The sequence below is a fragment of the Rahnella perminowiae genome, assembly GCF_019049695.1.
In the GTDB taxonomy this organism is placed as follows: Bacteria; Pseudomonadota; Gammaproteobacteria; order Enterobacterales; family Enterobacteriaceae; genus Rahnella; species Rahnella perminowiae.
Genome location: NZ_JAFMOT010000184.1, coordinates 82,562 through 99,454 on the forward strand (window position 1 = coordinate 82,562; position 16,893 = coordinate 99,454).

Genomic DNA, 16,893 nt, shown 5'->3' on the forward strand with positions numbered 1-16,893 from the left:
TGGTCAAGACACCAAACTTATTTTATCATTAAAAAAATCCAGACGGCATTGTGCCACTCATAAACCGTTGCGGTGGTTTACGCTTAACAAAACCGCCTTTGAACCGACGAACTTAGTTTTTGCTTTGACTACCTATATCCGAGTCATTGACGTTGCAGACAGAGAGCAGTCAATACCCCCTGCTACGCCAAGGACAAAGGATATCAACAGTATATTCAATATTCTGAAACTCGAGGTATCTGATGAGACTTATTCCGTTAAACACCCCCACTGAAGTTGGCAAATGGGCTGCACGTCATATCGTTGAACGCATCAACGCGTTTAAACCCACTGCAGACCGTCCTTTTGTATTAGGCTTACCAACCGGGGGTACCCCGCTCGAAGCTTACAAGCATTTAATCGCTATGCATAAAGCAGGCCAGGTTAGCTTTAAGCATGTAGTGACTTTCAACATGGACGAATATGTCGGTCTGCCGCAGGAACACCCTGAGAGCTACCATACGTTTATGTACAAAAACTTCTTTGACCACGTTGATATTCCACGCGAAAACATCAATCTTCTGAATGGTAACGCACCCGACGTCAACGAAGAATGCCGCCAGTACGAAGCGAAAATTAAGTCTTACGGCAAAATTAACCTGTTTATGGGTGGCGTGGGCAACGACGGGCATATCGCATTCAACGAACCGGCTTCTTCTCTGGCTTCCCGTACCCGTATCAAAACCCTGACGCATGAAACCCGTATCGCGAACTCACGTTTCTTCGACAATGATGTCTCTCAGGTGCCAAAATACGCCCTGACCGTGGGTGTTGGCACACTGCTGGATGCGGAAGAAGTGATGATTCTGGTCACTGGTCATGCGAAAGCGCAGGCACTGGAAGCGGCTGTTGAAGGTAATATCAACCACATGTGGACCATCAGTTGCCTGCAATTGCACGCAAAAGCCGTTATGGTGTGTGATGAACCTTCCACCATGGAACTGAAAGTCAAAACTGTTAAATATTTCCGCGAGTTAGAAGCGGAAAATATGAAAAACCTTTAATTAATTGAGTCCCCGAAAGCATTGGAGTTGCAGCAAGACGGCAACTGAACGAATCTCCGGGAGCTTACTCACGTAAGTGACCGGAGTGAGTGAAGGCAGCCAACGCCGCTGCGGCTCAAAGGATTTAGGGGAATGGGGGCATGATGTACGCATTGATTGAGGGCCGGGTCTATACCGGTCATGACGTTCTGGATAACCACGCGGTAGTGATTGCCGATGGCAAAATCGAACGTGTCTGCCCGGTGAGTGAATTGCCGGCGAATGTGGAAACCCGCAGTCTGGATGGTGCCATTCTTGCCCCCGGATTTATCGATCTGCAACTTAATGGTTGTGGCGGTGTGCAGTTCAACGATTCACTGGAAGCGATTTCAGTAGAAACGTTAGAAATCATGCAGAAAGCCAATGAAAAATCCGGATGTACCAGTTTCTTGCCGACGCTCATTACCTGTAGCGATGACTACATGAAACACGGCATTAGCGTCATGCGCACCTATCTGGAAAAGTATCCAAATCAGGCATTGGGCCTGCATCTGGAAGGACCGTACCTCAGCCCGCTGAAAAAAGGCACGCATAATCCGGCCTTTATCCGGCTGCCAGACAGCGCAATGATTGATTTCCTGTGCGCCAATGCGGATGTAATTACCCAACTGACGCTCGCACCTGAACAGGTTGATGCAAAATATATCCGCCAGCTGCATGAAGCAGGAATCGTCATTTCCGCAGGTCATTCAAATTCAACCTATGCTGAAGCACGTGCCGGTTTTGCCGCAGGTATCAGCTTTGCTACGCACCTTTATAATGCAATGCCTGCTATCACAGGTCGTCAGCCTGGTCTTATTGGTGCAATTTTTGATACGCCGGAAGTGTATACCGGCGTGATCGCTGACGGTCTGCATGTCGACTGGGCGAATATCCGCAACGCGAAAAAGCTCAAAGGTGAGAAGCTGGTGCTGGTCACCGACGCAACTGCCCCTGCTGGCGCGAATATTGATGAGTTCATTTTTGCCGGTAAAACAATATACTACCGTGACGGACTCTGTGTGGACGAAAACGGAACACTGAGCGGCTCAGCCCTGACAATGATTGAAGCGGTGCAAAACAGCGTCGAACATGTCGGGATTGCTCTGGATGAAACGCTGCGTATGGCAACGCTTTATCCGGCACGCGCTATTGGTGTTGCCGATCAACTGGGCAGCATCGAAGCAGGAAAAGTCGCTAACCTCACCGCGTTCACTCATGATTTTAAAATCACAAAAACTATCGTTAATGGTGACGAAGTTTAATTGAGCGGATAAAAGCATTGATGACAACTGGCGGACAGCAGGCACAAATCGGCAACGTTGATCTGGTGAAGCAGTTAAACGGCGCGGCGGTTTACCGCCTGATTGACCAACAAGGTCCCATTTCGCGCATTCAGATTGCTGACATGAGTCAGTTAGCGCCCGCCAGTGTCACCAAAATCACCCGACAATTACTTGAGCGCGGGCTGATTAAAGAAGTTGACCAGCAGGCTTCCACCGGGGGTCGGCGCGCGATTTCTATCATCACCGAAACCCGCCCTTTCCATACCGTCGCAGTGCGTCTTGGTCGTCATGATGCGACGATTACACTCTATGATCTCAGCGCCAAATCTCTGGCCGAACAACATTACGCCCTGCCCGAACGGACTCAGGAAACCCTCGAAAATGCCCTGTTCGAGGCGATTGCGCAATTCATCGAATTTAATCAGCGCAAAATTCGCGAACTGATTGCCATTTCCGTCATCCTTCCGGGGCTGGTCGATCCGAATAAAGGCATCGTGCGCTACATGCCACATATCAGCGTGGGCGCGTGGAAATTAGTCGATGCGCTGGAGGCCCGGTTTAAAGTTACCAGCTTTGTTGGCCACGATATCCGCAGCCTGGCACTTGCCGAGCATTACTTTGGTGCTACCCGCGACTGCCAGGACTCTATTTTGGTTCGTTTACATCGCGGTACCGGTGCCGGAATCATCGTTAACGGCCAGATTTTTCTCGGCAGTAACGGCAACGTCGGTGAAATTGGCCATATACAGATCGACCCGCTGGGCGAACGCTGTCATTGCGGTAATTTCGGCTGTCTGGAAACCGTTGCGGCTAACGCTGCCATCGAAAATCGGGTACGTCATTTACTGACACAAGGTTATGCCAGCAAACTCAGCCTGAACGATTGCTCAATTTCGGCGATCTGCAAAGCCGCCAACCGCCACGATCCGCTGGCAACCGAAGTCATCGAACACGTTGGCCGCCAGTTGGGTAAAGGTGTCTCGATCGCGATAAACCTGTTTAATCCGCAAAAAGTGGTGATAGCCGGCGAAATTACCGAAGCCGATAAAGTGCTGCTTCCGGCGATTCAGAACTGTATAAATGCGCAGGTTCTGAAAGATTTCCGGCGTAATTTACCCGTTGTGACGTCCGCCCTGAATCATCAGTCAGCGATTGGTGCGTTTGCCCTGGTTAAACGGGCAATGTTAAATGGCGTTCTGTTACAGCGCCTGATGGAAAATTAAGACGTGCTATAGTATCTGGCTGCCAGAAATGGGACTGAAAATGTGGGTTTGGAAATCATGACGATAAAGAACGTAATTTGTGACATTGATGGTGTGCTGTTGCACGACAATACCGCAGTACCCGGTGCCGACCGTTTTCTGGCGCGGATTCAGGAACAGGGGATGCCTTTGGTCATTCTCACTAACTACCCTTCCCAGACAGCACAAGATCTGGCAAACCGTTTCAGCGCTGCCGGTCTTGACGTGCCTGAAAGTGCTTTTTTCACTTCCGCCATGGCCACCGCTGATTTTCTCAAACGTCAGGAAGGCAAAAAAGCCTATGTCGTCGGCGAAGGTGCCCTGATTCATGAATTATATAAAGCCGGTTTTACCATTACCGATATCAATCCTGATTTCGTGATTGTCGGTGAGACCCGTTCTTATAACTGGGACATGATCCATAAAGCCGCCTATTTCGTGGCAAACGGCGCGCGCTTTATCGCAACGAATCCTGATAATCACGGGCACGGTTTTGTACCTGCCTGCGGTGCGTTATGTGCACCTATCGAAAAAATCACCGGACGCCAGCCGTTTTATGTCGGCAAACCGAGTCCGTGGATTATCCGTTCGGCACTCAATAAAATGCAGGCGCATTCCGAAGATACCGTCATCGTGGGTGATAATCTGCGGACTGACATTCTGGCGGGCTTCCAGGCAGGTCTGGAAACCGTTCTGGTGCTGACCGGCGTTTCCACGCTCAATGATATAGAGGGCATGCCTTTCCGCCCGACATGGATTTACCCTTCCGTGGCCGACATTGACGTGATTTAAGCCTTTCCGTTAACTGCCTGAAAACGAGTCTGAATTTTTATTCAGGCTCTTTTTTTTGACCTTTTCGCCTGATTTTTATCCACTTTTCTCTTTTTTTGAATCCTCCTCAATTTTTGACGATTAAATTAATAATCTGCTAATTAAATACCCTAAAAATTGATAATCCATCAAAGATAACCCGTCATCAACCAACTATTTATCAGAAGAGCGTTAAACCGCTTGCACAACATGGGGGTTTTGACGCATTTTCATAGTCAGCAACACAACAACGCCGGGTTAAAACTGAAAGAACGGCAACGTTGATCCTCATTCGTAATCATAAAAATGACAGCCAGAGAAACGTCGTTAGGGAGAAAGTAATATGTGTTCAATTTTCGGTGTGCTCGATATCAAAACTGACTCTGTCGAGCTGCGCAAAAAAGCGCTGGAACTGTCGCGCCTGATGCGTCACCGCGGACCCGACTGGTCCGGTGTGTTTGCCAGCGATAAAGCCATTCTGTCGCATGAGCGTCTGTCTATTGTCGACGTCAACAACGGCGCACAACCTTTGTACAACGCGGCACACACGCATGTTCTGGCTGTTAATGGCGAAATCTACAACCACCAGGCTTTGCGCGCTGAACTGGGCGATAAGTATGAATTCCAGACTGCGTCTGACTGTGAAGTTATTCTGGCGTTGTATCAGGAAAAAGGCCCTGCCTTCCTCGATGAATTGCAAGGCATGTTCGCCTTCATCCTTTATGACACCGAAAAAGACGCGTATCTGATTGGCCGTGACCACTTAGGCATCATCCCGCTGTATATGGGTTATGACGAACACGGCAACATGTATGTGGCTTCAGAGATGAAAGCGCTGGTGCCGGTATGCCGCACCATCAAAGAATTCCCGGCAGGCAGTTATTTGTGGAGCCAGGACGGTGAAATTCGCGAATACTACCAGCGCGACTGGTTTGACTTCGACAATGTCAAAGACAACGTGACCGACGCCGCAGCGCTGAAAGATGCGCTGGAAGAATCGGTGAAAAGTCATCTGATGTCTGATGTGCCTTACGGCGTCCTGCTATCCGGTGGCCTGGATTCCTCTGTAATTTCTGCCATTACCAAGAAATTTGCCGGCCGCCGTATCGAAGATAAAGATCAGAGCGAAGCCTGGTGGCCGCAGTTGCACTCCTTTGCCGTCGGCCTGCAAGGTTCCCCGGACCTGCGTGCAGCTCAGGAAGTGGCAAACCATTTGGGTACCGTGCACCACGAAATTCATTTCACCGTGCAGGAAGGTCTGGATGCGATCCGCGACGTGATTTATCACATCGAAACTTACGATGTCACGACGATCCGCGCGTCAACACCAATGTATCTGATGTCGCGTAAAATCAAAGCGATGGGTATCAAGATGGTGTTGTCCGGCGAAGGGGCGGACGAAGTCCTTGGTGGTTATCTGTATTTCCACAAAGCGCCGAATGCCAAAGAATTCCACGAAGAAACTGTACGTAAATTACTGGCTCTTCACATGTATGACTGTGCGCGTGCCAACAAAGCGATGTCAGCCTGGGGTGTGGAAGCCCGCGTACCGTTCCTGGATAAAAAATTCCTCGACGTCGCAATGCGTATCAACCCAAAAGACAAAATGTGCGGTAATGGCAAGATGGAAAAGCATATCCTGCGTGAATGTTTCGAGTCTTATCTGCCACACAGCGTTGCATGGCGTCAGAAAGAACAATTCTCTGATGGTGTAGGTTACAGCTGGATCGATACTTTAAAAGAAGTGGCCTCTCAGCAGATCACCGATCAACAGCTCGAAACTGCACATTTCCGTTTCCCGTACAACACACCAACATCAAAAGAAGGCTACCTGTATCGTACGATTTTTGAAGAACTGTTCCCGGTGCCAAGTGCGGCAGAATGTGTGCCTGGCGGTCCGTCAGTAGCCTGTTCTTCAGCGAAAGCGATCGAGTGGGATGAAGCATTCAAAAACATGGACGATCCGTCAGGCCGTGCTGTTGGCGTGCATCAGTCCGCCTACAAATAACCGATTTACCGGTAAATCTCCTTATAGCAAACGGGCCTCTCAGGGCCCGTTTTTTTATGAGGAAAGCCAGTAAAAATAATGTCTTTTGCCCAATTAATCACCAGAGTGGTTATAAGCCAGACAAATGGACGCCCTCCGGCCTTTTTCTCCAAAAAAGGTGTTGACGCAAAACGGTCATATACGCATAATGCGCCCCGCAACGCCGATGAAGGTAGCGCGAAAAAAGATGGCTACGTAGCTCAGTTGGTTAGAGCACATCACTCATAATGATGGGGTCACAGGTTCGAATCCCGTCGTAGCCACCATCTTTTTGCGGGAGTGGCGAAATTGGTAGACGCACTAGATTTAGGTTCTAGCGCCGCAAGGTGTGCGAGTTCAAGTCTCGCCTCCCGCACCATTTCCAGACATCGGTAGCACAGTTGGGGTATCGCCAAGCGGTAAGGCACTGGTTTTTGATACCAGCATTCCCAGGTTCGAATCCTGGTACCCCAGCCATTTTCTTACCTTTCACATTGTTATATTGATGTGGTTGTGAGGAAAATCCAGTTTGAAGAAGTTGTACTGTTGGGGTATCGCCAAGCGGTAAGGCACTGGTTTTTGATACCAGCATACCCTGGTTCGAATCCAGGTACCCCAGCCATACTTCTTTCTGTATAATTGGTAAGCACTTGAAATTTATTATTAAGTTAGTTAAATTAGTGCTTGAAGTTTTGAAGTAAGTCAGTAAAATTTGGCTACGTAGCTCAGCTGGTTAGAGCACATCACTCATAATGATGGGGTCACAGGTTCAAATCCCGTCGTAGCCACCATTTTACTTGCAGTACACTGCTTAAAAGGTAGTGAGAAACAAAATTGGGGTGTCGCCAAGCGGTAAGGCTCTGGTTTCTGATACCAGCATACCCAGGTTCGAATCCTGGCACCCCAGCCACATTAGAAAGGCCTGCTTTTTAGCAGGCCTTTTGCTTTTCTACACTTCTACTATCCTGCAAAAAAGGCCGGCAAAGGTGTTCATCGCCAGCCTTTAGGTTGTTAAATCCCTAAAGCATATTTCAGCGCTTTGATTTTCAGCACACCTGCACGTTGAGCAGTCATCAGCGCCAGATTACGCAATGCTTTCACCGGCGGCAGATCATTGCTGAAGGCGGTGTAGAATAAATCCATCCCGCTTTGCATCAGCAGATTATCCAGACGACGCTGGCGCTGATAGCGCCGCAACACTTTTTCGCTGCTCCAGGCTTCATTATGGTCACGTGCCTTCTCCAGCACCGATAATAACGCTTCCACGTCGCGGTACCCGAGGTTCACGCCCTGCCCGGCCAGCGGATTAATGGTATGTGCCGCGTCACCCACCAGCGCCAGCCCCGGTAAGACATAACGCTGAGCGTGGCGTCGAACCAGCGGAAACGCACCTGCAGATATTGCTTTCACCGAGCCCAGACGTGCCGGGAAGGCCTGCATCACTTCTGTCGTGAGCTGCTGCATATTCAGCGTTTTCAGGTAACGGATACGCTGCGGGCTGTCATACCAGACCAGCGAGGCCTGATTGCCGGACAATGGCAGAAACGCCCGCGGGCCGGAAGGGAAAAATTGCTGCCACGTCACGTCCTGATCCGGCGTGGCAGTTTCGACATTAATCAGCATGCAGTGCTGACGGTATTCCCACCCGTCCACCCCAATTCCCGCCAGCTGGCGCACCAGGGAGTTCGCACCGTCGGCGGCAATAACCAGTTTCGTGCGCAGCAAATCCCCGGTAGTCAGTTGCAGTGACCAGGTTTTATCACCGTGCTGCAAAAGATGGCGTAACTTTGCCGGACAAAAACGGGTCAGATTGTTATGGGCATCGAACTGTTGCCACAGCGCGAGCTGAAGTACCCGATTTTCGACCATGAAGCCCAGTTCCGGTAATCCGAGGGATTGCGCATCGAATTTCACTTCAGAGCCGTCCGCTTCCCAGGTTTCCAGACGGCGGTACGGTACTGAGCGCATTTTTTCAACCGCATCCCACGCTCCCAGTTTCTGTAAAAAGCGTACTGATGCGCAACCAATCGCGGAGATGCGCAAATCAGCGCGCGCTGACGGGTCAAATCCGGCAGGCGCTTCGTTCTCTATCAGTGCGACCTGCAATCCCTGCTGCACCATCCCCAGTGCGGCTGCAGCACCAACCATGCCGCCACCGACAATCACTGCATCAAATGTCTTATCAGAATTATTCATTGTGTTCCGGCTTTCTGTTCGGTTCATTATGCGAAGTGTACCGGATTTTTGTGTCAGCATCAGGGCCTAAGCTGTTTTCCTGCACTGGTCAGCACCGGAGTGAGGGTTTACAATAGCCCCCCTGAATAGGCTATGCACTGCGGCACTGCCGATCTAACGTTCCCCGTATTGAGTACTGACACGCTGATGACTAAAAAACTGCACATAAAAACCTGGGGCTGCCAGATGAATGAATATGATTCATCCAAAATGGCTGACCTTCTCGACAGCACCCATGGTTACCAGCTGACGGATAACGCTGATGAAGCAGATATCCTGCTGCTGAACACCTGCTCAATAAGGGAAAAAGCGCAGGAGAAAGTGTTCAGCCTGCTCGGACACTGGAAATTACTGAAAAAGAAAAACCCGGATATCATCATCGGCGTCGGGGGTTGCGTTGCGTCGCAGGAAGGAGAAATGCTGCGTAAACGTGCGCCTTGCGTCGACATCGTCTTCGGCCCGCAAACTCTGCACCGTTTGCCGGAAATGGTGAACCATGTACGCGGCACCAAAAGCCCGGTCGTGGACATCAGCTTTCCTGAAATTGAAAAATTTGACCGCCTGCCGGAACCCCGCGCAGACGGCCCGACAGCCTTTGTTTCCATCATGGAAGGCTGTAATAAATATTGCAGCTTCTGTGTGGTGCCTTACACCCGTGGCGAAGAAGTTAGCCGCCCGTGCGATGATGTGCTGTTTGAAGTCGCGCAACTGGCCGCGCAAGGCGTGCGTGAGGTTAATCTGCTGGGTCAGAACGTTAACGCCTATCGTGGTGAGGCATTTGATGGCGGCGTCTGCACCTTCGCGGAACTGCTGCGTCTGGTGGCGGCCATTGACGGCATTGATCGTATCCGTTTCACGACCAGCCATCCGGTCGAATTTACTGATGATATCATCGAGGTATATAAAGACACGCCAGAAGTCGTGAGCTTCCTGCACCTGCCGATTCAGAGCGGTTCCGATCGTATACTGACGATGATGAAACGCCCTCATACGGTGCTGGAATACAAATCGACGATCCGTAAATTACGTGCCGCGCGCCCCGATATTCATTTCAGTTCAGATTTCATCATCGGTTTTCCTGGCGAAACGAACGAAGATTTTGAACGTACGATGGATCTGATTGCGCAGGTCAATTACGACGTCAGTTTCAGCTTTATCTATTCTCCGCGTCCTGGTACACCGGCAGCCGACATGATTGATGATGTGAGCATGGACGAGAAGAAACAACGTCTGGCGCTGTTACAGGACCGAATTACCCAGCAGGTTATGCGTTTCAGCCGCGCCACGCTGGGCACCGTTCAGCGCATTCTGGTAGAAGGGACATCCCGCAAGGACATTATGGAACTGACGGGCCGGACCGAATGTAACCGCGTGGTCAATTTCGAAGGTACGCCGGATATGATTGGTAAGTTCGTTGATGTCGAAATTGTCGATGTTTATGCCAATTCGCTGCGCGGTGTGGTTGTCCGCACGGAAGAACAGATGGCGCTTCGCCTGCATGAATCTCCGCAATCTGTTATCGAACGCACCCGTAAAGAAAATGAATTGGGCGTTGGAGTGTATCAACCCTAAACCATCAGAAAGAGGCATTACCTTAAAACAACAGGGCGCTCCGGCGTCCTGTTTCTTTTGAGATTTTCGGTAATAACTTCATCACAAGGGTTTAATTTTCCAGCAAAGGCCGCATATCCGGATGAAGGTACCTGCAACGGCTGCCACTGTGCAGCATATTTTGCCAAGGGCATGTATTATTAACTCAGGTATGGTTGACGGCTGAAAGTAGTTATCAGCCGGGTGTTTAATAAAACGGACCCGAAATAATTCGAGTTGCAGTAAGGCGGCAAATTCGGGTGAGTGAATACAGCCAACGCATCTGCGGCTTGAAATATGAAGGGTAAACTGGTCCGAAGCGACCCAAAGGATTCGTTTGAACGTTGTAACACAAGAGATTTTACTGGAGCCCGAAGACAACCAGCGCTTGCTGAGCCTGTGCGGGCCGTTTGATGACAATATCAAACAACTGGAACGCCGGTTGGGCGTTGAAATCAACCGTCGTGATAACACGTTTAAATTGGTCGGAAAGAGCCTGCCTGTTGCGGCAGCCGCCGACATCCTGCGTGATTTATACGTAGACACTGCGCCGCTGCGCGGTGAAATCCAGGATATTGATCCTGAAAAAATTCATCTGGCGATCAAAGAAAGCCGTGTGCTGGAACAAACGGCAGAAAGCGTACCTGATTTCGGCAAGGCCGTGATCATCAAGACCAAGCGTGGCATGGTAAAGCCGCGCACGCCTAATCAGGCGCAGTATATTGCCAACATTCTCGACCACGATATTACCTTCGGGATTGGCCCTGCGGGGACCGGTAAAACCTATCTGGCCGTGGCTGCTGCAGTGGATGCACTGGAGCGTCAGGAAGTACGTCGTATCCTGCTGACCCGTCCTGCCGTTGAAGCGGGTGAAAAACTGGGCTTTCTGCCCGGCGATCTCAGTCAGAAAGTCGATCCCTATCTGCGCCCGCTGTATGACGCATTATTTGAAATGCTCGGCTTTGAGAAAGTTGAAAAACTGATTGAGCGCAACGTTATTGAAGTCGCCCCGCTGGCTTACATGCGTGGCCGTACATTGAACGACGCCTTTATTATCCTTGATGAAAGCCAGAACACTTCGATTGAACAGATGAAGATGTTCCTGACCCGTATTGGTTTTAACTCCAAAGCGGTAATCACCGGTGACGTCACGCAAATCGACTTACCGCGTCATCAGAAGTCAGGCCTTCGTCATGCGATTGAAGTCCTCTCGTCAGTCGGGGAACTCAGTTTTAACTTCTTCCACAGTGAAGACGTGGTACGTCATCCGGTAGTTGCGCGCATTGTTGTCGCCTACGAAGCCTGGGAAGAAGAAGATCAAAAACGCCGCGATGCGATTGCCGCAGACCGTAAACAAGAACATCAGCACAATGCGACACAACAGGTCAGTCAATGAATACGGTAATTCTCGATTTACAAATTGCCTGTGAAGATGCAGCAGGTTTACCGTCAGAAAATGACTTCCAGACCTGGCTTGAGGCGGTGCTTCCGCAATTTCAGGAAGAATCGGAAGTGACAATTCGGCTGGTCGATGTCCCTGAAAGTCATGAACTTAATATGACTTATCGGGGGATGGATAAACCGACCAACGTGCTATCCTTTCCGTTCGAAGCACCTCCGGGTATGGAGATGCCACTCCTTGGCGACCTGATTATTTGTCGTCAGGTGGTTGAGAAAGAAGCCAAAGAGCAGGACAAAGAACTTCTGGCCCATTGGGCGCATATGGTCATTCACGGTAGTTTGCATTTGCTGGGTTATGACCATATCGTTGACGAAGAAGCCGAAGAAATGGAATCGATTGAAACTGAGATCATGCAGGGTCTGGGTTATCCTGACCCCTACATTTCAGAGAAAGAAGATAATTAAGATCCACCGTAAACTCGCCTGACGTCTGCCCGATAACGTTTTATCCGCAGGCGCCTGGCCTAATTTTCACTAACTACGAGTAAAAAAAACCAAACGCCATGAGCGATGACCATTCACAAAATAGTGACAGCCCCAGTCCCAAGAAGGGCTTCTTTTCCCTTATCCTTAGCCAGTTGTTTCACGGTGAACCTAAAAACCGTGGTGACCTGGTTGAGCTGATCCGTGATTCAGAACAAAATGATCTGATCGACCCCGATACCCGTGACATGCTGGAAGGCGTGATGGATATCGCCGAGCAGCGCGTCCGGGACATCATGATCCCACGTTCACAAATGATCACGCTAAAACGCAATCAGCCGCTGGAAGAGTGCCTCGATGTCATTATCGAATCTGCACACTCTCGCTTCCCGGTGATCAGCGAAGATAAGGATCACATTGAAGGCATCCTGATGGCCAAAGACCTGCTGCCGTTTATGCGCACAGAGTCTGAGCCATTCAGCATCGATAAAGTGCTGAGAACCGCAGTCGTTGTTCCTGAAAGCAAACGCGTAGATCGCATGCTGAAAGAATTTCGCTCACAGCGTTACCATATGGCAATTGTCGTTGATGAATTCGGCGGTGTTTCCGGTCTGGTGACCATCGAAGATATTCTCGAACTGATCGTCGGTGAAATCGATGATGAATACGACGAAGCAGAAGATCTGGATATCCGCCAGCTCAGCCGTCATACCTATACCGTCCGCGCTCTGGCACCAATTGAAGATTTTAATGAAGTGTTCCAGACCCATTACAGTGACGACGAAGTCGATACGATTGGGGGGCTGGTCATGCAGTCATTCGGCCATTTACCGGCGCGTGGTGAAAGCATTGAAATCGACGGTTACCTGTTCAAGGTTGCGATGGCCGATAGCCGTCGTATCATTCAGGTTCACGTAAAAATACCGGACGACGCGCCGCAACCGATACTGGAAGAATAATCACTCCATGGCAATTGCCTCTTTATATCAACGCCAGCGGGTTCGCGCCCTGCTGGCGCTCTTTTTCGGTGCCTGTGGCACGGTGTCATTTTCCCCTTATGACTTCTGGCCTGCGGCAATTATTTCACTCTGTGGACTGCTGGCCTTAACGCTGGATCGCCGCCCGGCGCAGGCAGCGCTGCTCGGCTTCTTCTGGGGAATGGGGCTGTTTGGCAGCGGCGTCAACTGGGTGTATGTCAGCATTGCCACCTTTGGCGGCATGCCTGAAGCCATTAACCTTTTCCTGGTCGTTTTGCTGGCGGCCTATTTGTCGCTGTACACAATGCTGTTTGCGGGCTTGTTCAGCAAACTGTGGCCAAAAACCACCTGCTGGAAACTGGCACTTGGTGCACCGGCATTGTGGCAAATAACCGAATTTCTGCGCGGCTGGGTGCTGACAGGCTTCCCATGGCTACAGTTCGGCTACAGCCAGATCGACGGGCCTCTGAAAGGTCTCGCGCCGATCACCGGTGTCGACGGTATCACCCTTTTACTGACCTCCCTGAGCGGATTGCTTGTCTACGCTGTTTATCAGCGTCGTGTCACACCGGCGATTATTGCTGCCGCGATGCTGCTCCTGCCGTGGCCGCTGCGCTATATCCATTGGTATCAGGAACAGCCGGATAAAACAGTTGATGTTGCCCTTGTCCAGGGCAATATTCCACAATCCATGAAATGGGATCCGAAAGCGCTGGAAAGTGCGTTACAGACCTATCTGGATCTCAGCCGTCCGTACGTAGGCAAATCCAGCATGATCATCTGGCCGGAATCGGCAATTTCTGACATTGAATCGGATCAGCAGGGTTTCCTGAGCATGGTGGATAATCTCTATCGCGCGCAAAACACCCAGCTCATTACCGGCATTATTGATGCCCGTCGCAACGAAGAGGGTATGAAGGTGTATAACAGCGCCATTGTGCTCGGTGGCGAACAGCAATATCACTATCCTGACGAAAACCGCTTCAACAAACATCATCTGGTGCCTTTTGGTGAGTTTGTGCCGCTGGAGGCTATTCTTCGCCCCCTGGCCCCGTTCTTCGATTTACCGATGTCCGGGCTGACCAGCGGTGATTACGTGCAGAAACCGTTGTTTGTCAGCGGCCTCAATCTGACGACTGCAATTTGTTACGAAGTGGTCTTTGGCGAGCAGGTGCGCGACAACCTGCGGCCGGACACCAACTTCCTGCTGACGATTTCAAACGATGCCTGGTTCGGTCATTCGATTGGCCCGTGGCAACACTTCCAGATGGCGCGTATGCGTTCACTGGAACTGGGCCGCCCGTTGCTGCGCAGCACCAATAACGGCATTACCGCCGTCGTGAATGCACAGGGGGATGTGACCCACGAAATTCCTCAGTTTACCCGCCAGGTGCTGAACGTGAAGGTCACGCCGACCACGGGCATGACGCCTTATGCCCGTGCTGGCTGGTGGCCGGTGTGGTTTGCTACGGCAGTCATGGCGGCAGTTGCGCTGTGGCTTGGTCGCCGTAAATCCTAAGTAAAAGCACTGCGTTTTAAAACAGGCACCCGGGGTGCCTGTTCTTTTTTGTAGCACCGCTTTCTTCCCCCTGATTCTCCCCCCTTTTACCTGCTGCCGATTGTTTCGACTGCGGTATTAAGCGCTGCCTTTTTGTCCACTTGTGAAGTTAAATCAGGTCATCTGGCATGACTCTTGCTACATCTGATTGAAAGATATCTGATTAGTTACTTTTTATGACGGAATGCATCATTTCGGTACAAACACGCTCTTCCTCATGCACTTTCTCAGTGCATAGCCGTTTGATTGCTTTGATTTGGTGCGTGTCTCGTCTCAAAAAAGAAACAATGTGGTTTCATAATATTCACATTCAGCTATTTTCTAGCTTCATATGACGAGGCATTAGTACTTTCTGATCCCTGAGTTTGGATCCCTAATGACAGCAAGGAGTTGGACATGCAATTGCGCAAATTGGCGTTATCAGTACTGTTGGCAAGCGTTACCGTAAGCAGCTTTGCTCACGCAGAAGAACTGACCGGCACCCTGAAAAAAATTAAAGACAATGGCGTTATCGTGGTGGGTCACCGTGAATCCTCAGTGCCATTCTCTTACTACAACAACGAACAAAAAGTTGTGGGTTATTCACAGGACTATTCTGACGCTATCGTTGACGCGGTGAAGAAAAAACTGAACCTGCCAAATCTGCAAGTCAAAATGATGCCAATCACTTCACAGAACCGTATCCCGCTGCTGCAAAACGGCACCTACGATTTTGAGTGTGGTTCAACAACCAATAACCTGGAACGTCAGCAACAAGCGGCCTTCTCTGACACCATCTTTGTGATTGGTACGCGTCTGCTGGTGAAAAAAGGTTCAGAGATTAAAGATTTCACTGACCTGAAAGGCAAAACTGTTGTTGTCACTTCCGGTACGACTTCTGAAGTTCTGCTCAACAAACTCAACGAAGAGAAGAAACTGGATCTGCGCATCATCAGTGCAAAAGACCACGGTGATTCCTTCCGTACGCTGGAAACGGGCCGTGCAGTAGCGTTCATGATGGATGATGCCCTGCTGGCGGGTGAACGTGCGAAAGCCAAGAAACCCGATAACTGGGAAATCGTCGGTACGCCGCAATCTAAAGAAGCTTATGGTTGCATGATGCGTAAAGATGATGCTGAGTTTAAAAAATTAGTTGATGACACCATCGTGCAGGCGCAAACCTCCGGTGAGGCAGTCAAGTGGTTTGAAACCTGGTTCAAAAAACCTATTCCTCCGAAAAACCTGAACATGAACTTTGAGCTGTCCGATGACATGAAAGCTCTGTTCAAAGCGCCAAACGATAAGGCGCTGTAAGTCATACCAAATGGACGGGTATAACCAAGAGAAGAGTGAAAAGTGACTAAAATACAAGGTTGGACCACCAACCTGTGATGATACAGATGCGGGGTGGTCGTTCCCCACCCCGCATTCTTTCCCATTCACTTTAGGCGAATTGCGTCATCACTCAGATGGGTAAGCCTTTACCCGCTTTACGGAGTTTTTATGTCAATAGATTGGAACTGGGGCATTTTTCTGCAGCAAGCCCCCTTCGGTAACACCACTTATCTGGGCTGGATTTGGAATGGATTTCAGGTCACTGTCGCACTGTCAATTTGCGCATGGATAATCGCTTTCTTCGTCGGATCTCTGTTCGGTATTTTGCGTACCGTTCCAAACCGCATCCTCTCAGGTATAGGGACTTGTTACGTCGAATTATTCCGTAACGTGCCATTAATCGTGCAATTCTTTATCTGGTATCTGGTGGTCCCTGAACTGCTGCCTGAAAATATCGGCATGTGGTTTAAATCTGAACTGGCACCTGACGTGCAGTTCTTTACCTCCTCAGTCATTTGCCTTGGGCTGTTTACCGCCGCCCGCGTATGCGAACAGGTACGTGCAGCGATTCAGTCTCTGCCAAGCGGACAACGCAATGCCGGACTGGCGATGGGCCTTACGCTGCCGCAAACTTACCGCTATGTGCTGTTACCCAATGCTTACCGCGTGATCGTCCCGCCAATGACCTCAGAGATGGTCAACCTGGTGAAAAACTCCGCTATTGCCTCGACCATTGGCCTGGTTGATATGGCCGCGCAAGCCGGTAAGCTGCTGGATTACTCCGCACATGCATATGAATCATTCACAGCAATCACTGTTGCTTATGTCCTTATCAATGCCGTCATCATGCTGCTGATGCATTTCGTAGAACGTAAAGTCCGCCTGCCGGGCAACATGGGAGGGAAATAAGC

At 50.2% G+C, this 16,893-nt stretch carries 13 protein-coding genes and 6 tRNA genes; 18 read left to right on the plus strand and 1 reads right to left on the minus strand.

Annotation, left to right across the window (positions count from 1 at the left end; all coding sequences use genetic code 11):
- Window positions 1-242 precede the first annotated feature (242 nt).
- From nagB to J1781_RS18610, 11 genes are all read left to right on the plus strand, one after another.
- Window positions 243-1,043, plus strand: coding sequence for a glucosamine-6-phosphate deaminase (gene nagB / locus J1781_RS18560; protein ID WP_129952043.1), 801 nt, complete (start codon window positions 243-245; stop codon window positions 1,041-1,043).
- A 143-nt stretch (window positions 1,044-1,186) separates the two neighbouring features.
- Entirely contained in the window at window positions 1,187-2,326 is a 1,140-nt protein-coding gene (nagA, locus tag J1781_RS18565) for an N-acetylglucosamine-6-phosphate deacetylase (RefSeq protein WP_129952150.1), read from the plus strand.
- 20 nt (window positions 2,327-2,346) lie between these two features.
- A complete protein-coding gene (nagC, locus tag J1781_RS18570; protein ID WP_129952044.1) occupies window positions 2,347-3,570 on the plus strand; it encodes a DNA-binding transcriptional regulator NagC in 1,224 nt (407 codons plus the stop codon).
- A 57-nt stretch (window positions 3,571-3,627) separates the two neighbouring features.
- On the plus strand, window positions 3,628-4,380 hold the full coding sequence (locus J1781_RS18575) for an HAD-IIA family hydrolase (protein WP_037040039.1): 753 nt from the start codon (window positions 3,628-3,630) through the stop codon (window positions 4,378-4,380).
- 361 nt (window positions 4,381-4,741) lie between these two features.
- On the plus strand, window positions 4,742-6,406 hold the full coding sequence (gene asnB, locus J1781_RS18580; RefSeq protein ID WP_217157835.1) for an asparagine synthase B: 1,665 nt from the start codon (window positions 4,742-4,744) through the stop codon (window positions 6,404-6,406).
- Between the two features lie 228 nt (window positions 6,407-6,634).
- Window positions 6,635-6,711 (plus strand) — tRNA-Met (locus tag J1781_RS18585).
- Between the two features lie 7 nt (window positions 6,712-6,718).
- Window positions 6,719-6,803, plus strand: a tRNA-Leu gene (locus tag J1781_RS18590).
- Between the two features lie 23 nt (window positions 6,804-6,826).
- Window positions 6,827-6,901 (plus strand) — tRNA-Gln (locus tag J1781_RS18595).
- A gap of 70 nt (window positions 6,902-6,971) precedes the next feature.
- Window positions 6,972-7,046: transfer RNA gene (locus tag J1781_RS18600), tRNA-Gln, on the plus strand.
- A gap of 92 nt (window positions 7,047-7,138) precedes the next feature.
- Window positions 7,139-7,215, plus strand: a tRNA-Met gene (locus tag J1781_RS18605).
- A gap of 44 nt (window positions 7,216-7,259) precedes the next feature.
- Window positions 7,260-7,334: transfer RNA gene (locus J1781_RS18610), tRNA-Gln, on the plus strand.
- 101 nt (window positions 7,335-7,435) lie between these two features.
- Here the strand turns inward: J1781_RS18610 and ubiF are convergent.
- On the minus strand, window positions 7,436-8,620 hold the full coding sequence (gene ubiF, locus J1781_RS18615) for a 3-demethoxyubiquinol 3-hydroxylase (protein ID WP_217233997.1): 1,185 nt from the start codon (window positions 8,618-8,620) through the stop codon (window positions 7,436-7,438).
- Between the two features lie 186 nt (window positions 8,621-8,806).
- Between ubiF and miaB the strand changes: the two genes are divergently transcribed.
- The 7 genes from miaB (at window position 8,807) to J1781_RS18650 (ending at window position 16,891) form a co-directional block, all read left to right on the plus strand.
- Window positions 8,807-10,231 carry a tRNA (N6-isopentenyl adenosine(37)-C2)-methylthiotransferase MiaB gene (gene miaB, locus J1781_RS18620; RefSeq protein ID WP_217139320.1) on the plus strand — a complete coding sequence of 475 codons (1,425 nt, stop codon included), beginning with the start codon at window positions 8,807-8,809 and terminating at the stop codon, window positions 10,229-10,231.
- Window positions 10,232-10,586: 355 nt separating this feature from the next.
- On the plus strand, window positions 10,587-11,645 hold the full coding sequence (locus J1781_RS18625; protein ID WP_129952048.1) for a PhoH family protein: 1,059 nt from the start codon (window positions 10,587-10,589) through the stop codon (window positions 11,643-11,645).
- The gene (gene ybeY, locus J1781_RS18630) at window positions 11,642-12,115 is read left to right on the plus strand and encodes an rRNA maturation RNase YbeY (protein WP_129990588.1); all 474 of its coding nucleotides are present in this window, start codon (window positions 11,642-11,644) and stop codon (window positions 12,113-12,115) included. Before J1781_RS18625 ends, ybeY begins: the two co-directional genes overlap by 4 nt.
- Before the next feature lie 98 nt (window positions 12,116-12,213).
- On the plus strand, window positions 12,214-13,092 hold the full coding sequence (gene corC / locus J1781_RS18635) for a CNNM family magnesium/cobalt transport protein CorC (protein ID WP_015698153.1): 879 nt from the start codon (window positions 12,214-12,216) through the stop codon (window positions 13,090-13,092).
- A gap of 7 nt (window positions 13,093-13,099) precedes the next feature.
- Window positions 13,100-14,629, plus strand: coding sequence for an apolipoprotein N-acyltransferase (lnt, locus tag J1781_RS18640; RefSeq protein WP_129990589.1), 1,530 nt, complete (start codon window positions 13,100-13,102; stop codon window positions 14,627-14,629).
- Between the two features lie 435 nt (window positions 14,630-15,064).
- Window positions 15,065-15,961 carry an amino acid ABC transporter substrate-binding protein gene (locus J1781_RS18645; RefSeq protein WP_129952050.1) on the plus strand — a complete coding sequence of 299 codons (897 nt, stop codon included), beginning with the start codon at window positions 15,065-15,067 and terminating at the stop codon, window positions 15,959-15,961.
- A 189-nt stretch (window positions 15,962-16,150) separates the two neighbouring features.
- The gene (locus J1781_RS18650; protein WP_095921162.1) at window positions 16,151-16,891 is read left to right on the plus strand and encodes an amino acid ABC transporter permease; all 741 of its coding nucleotides are present in this window, start codon (window positions 16,151-16,153) and stop codon (window positions 16,889-16,891) included.
- Window positions 16,892-16,893: the final 2 nt, after the last annotated feature.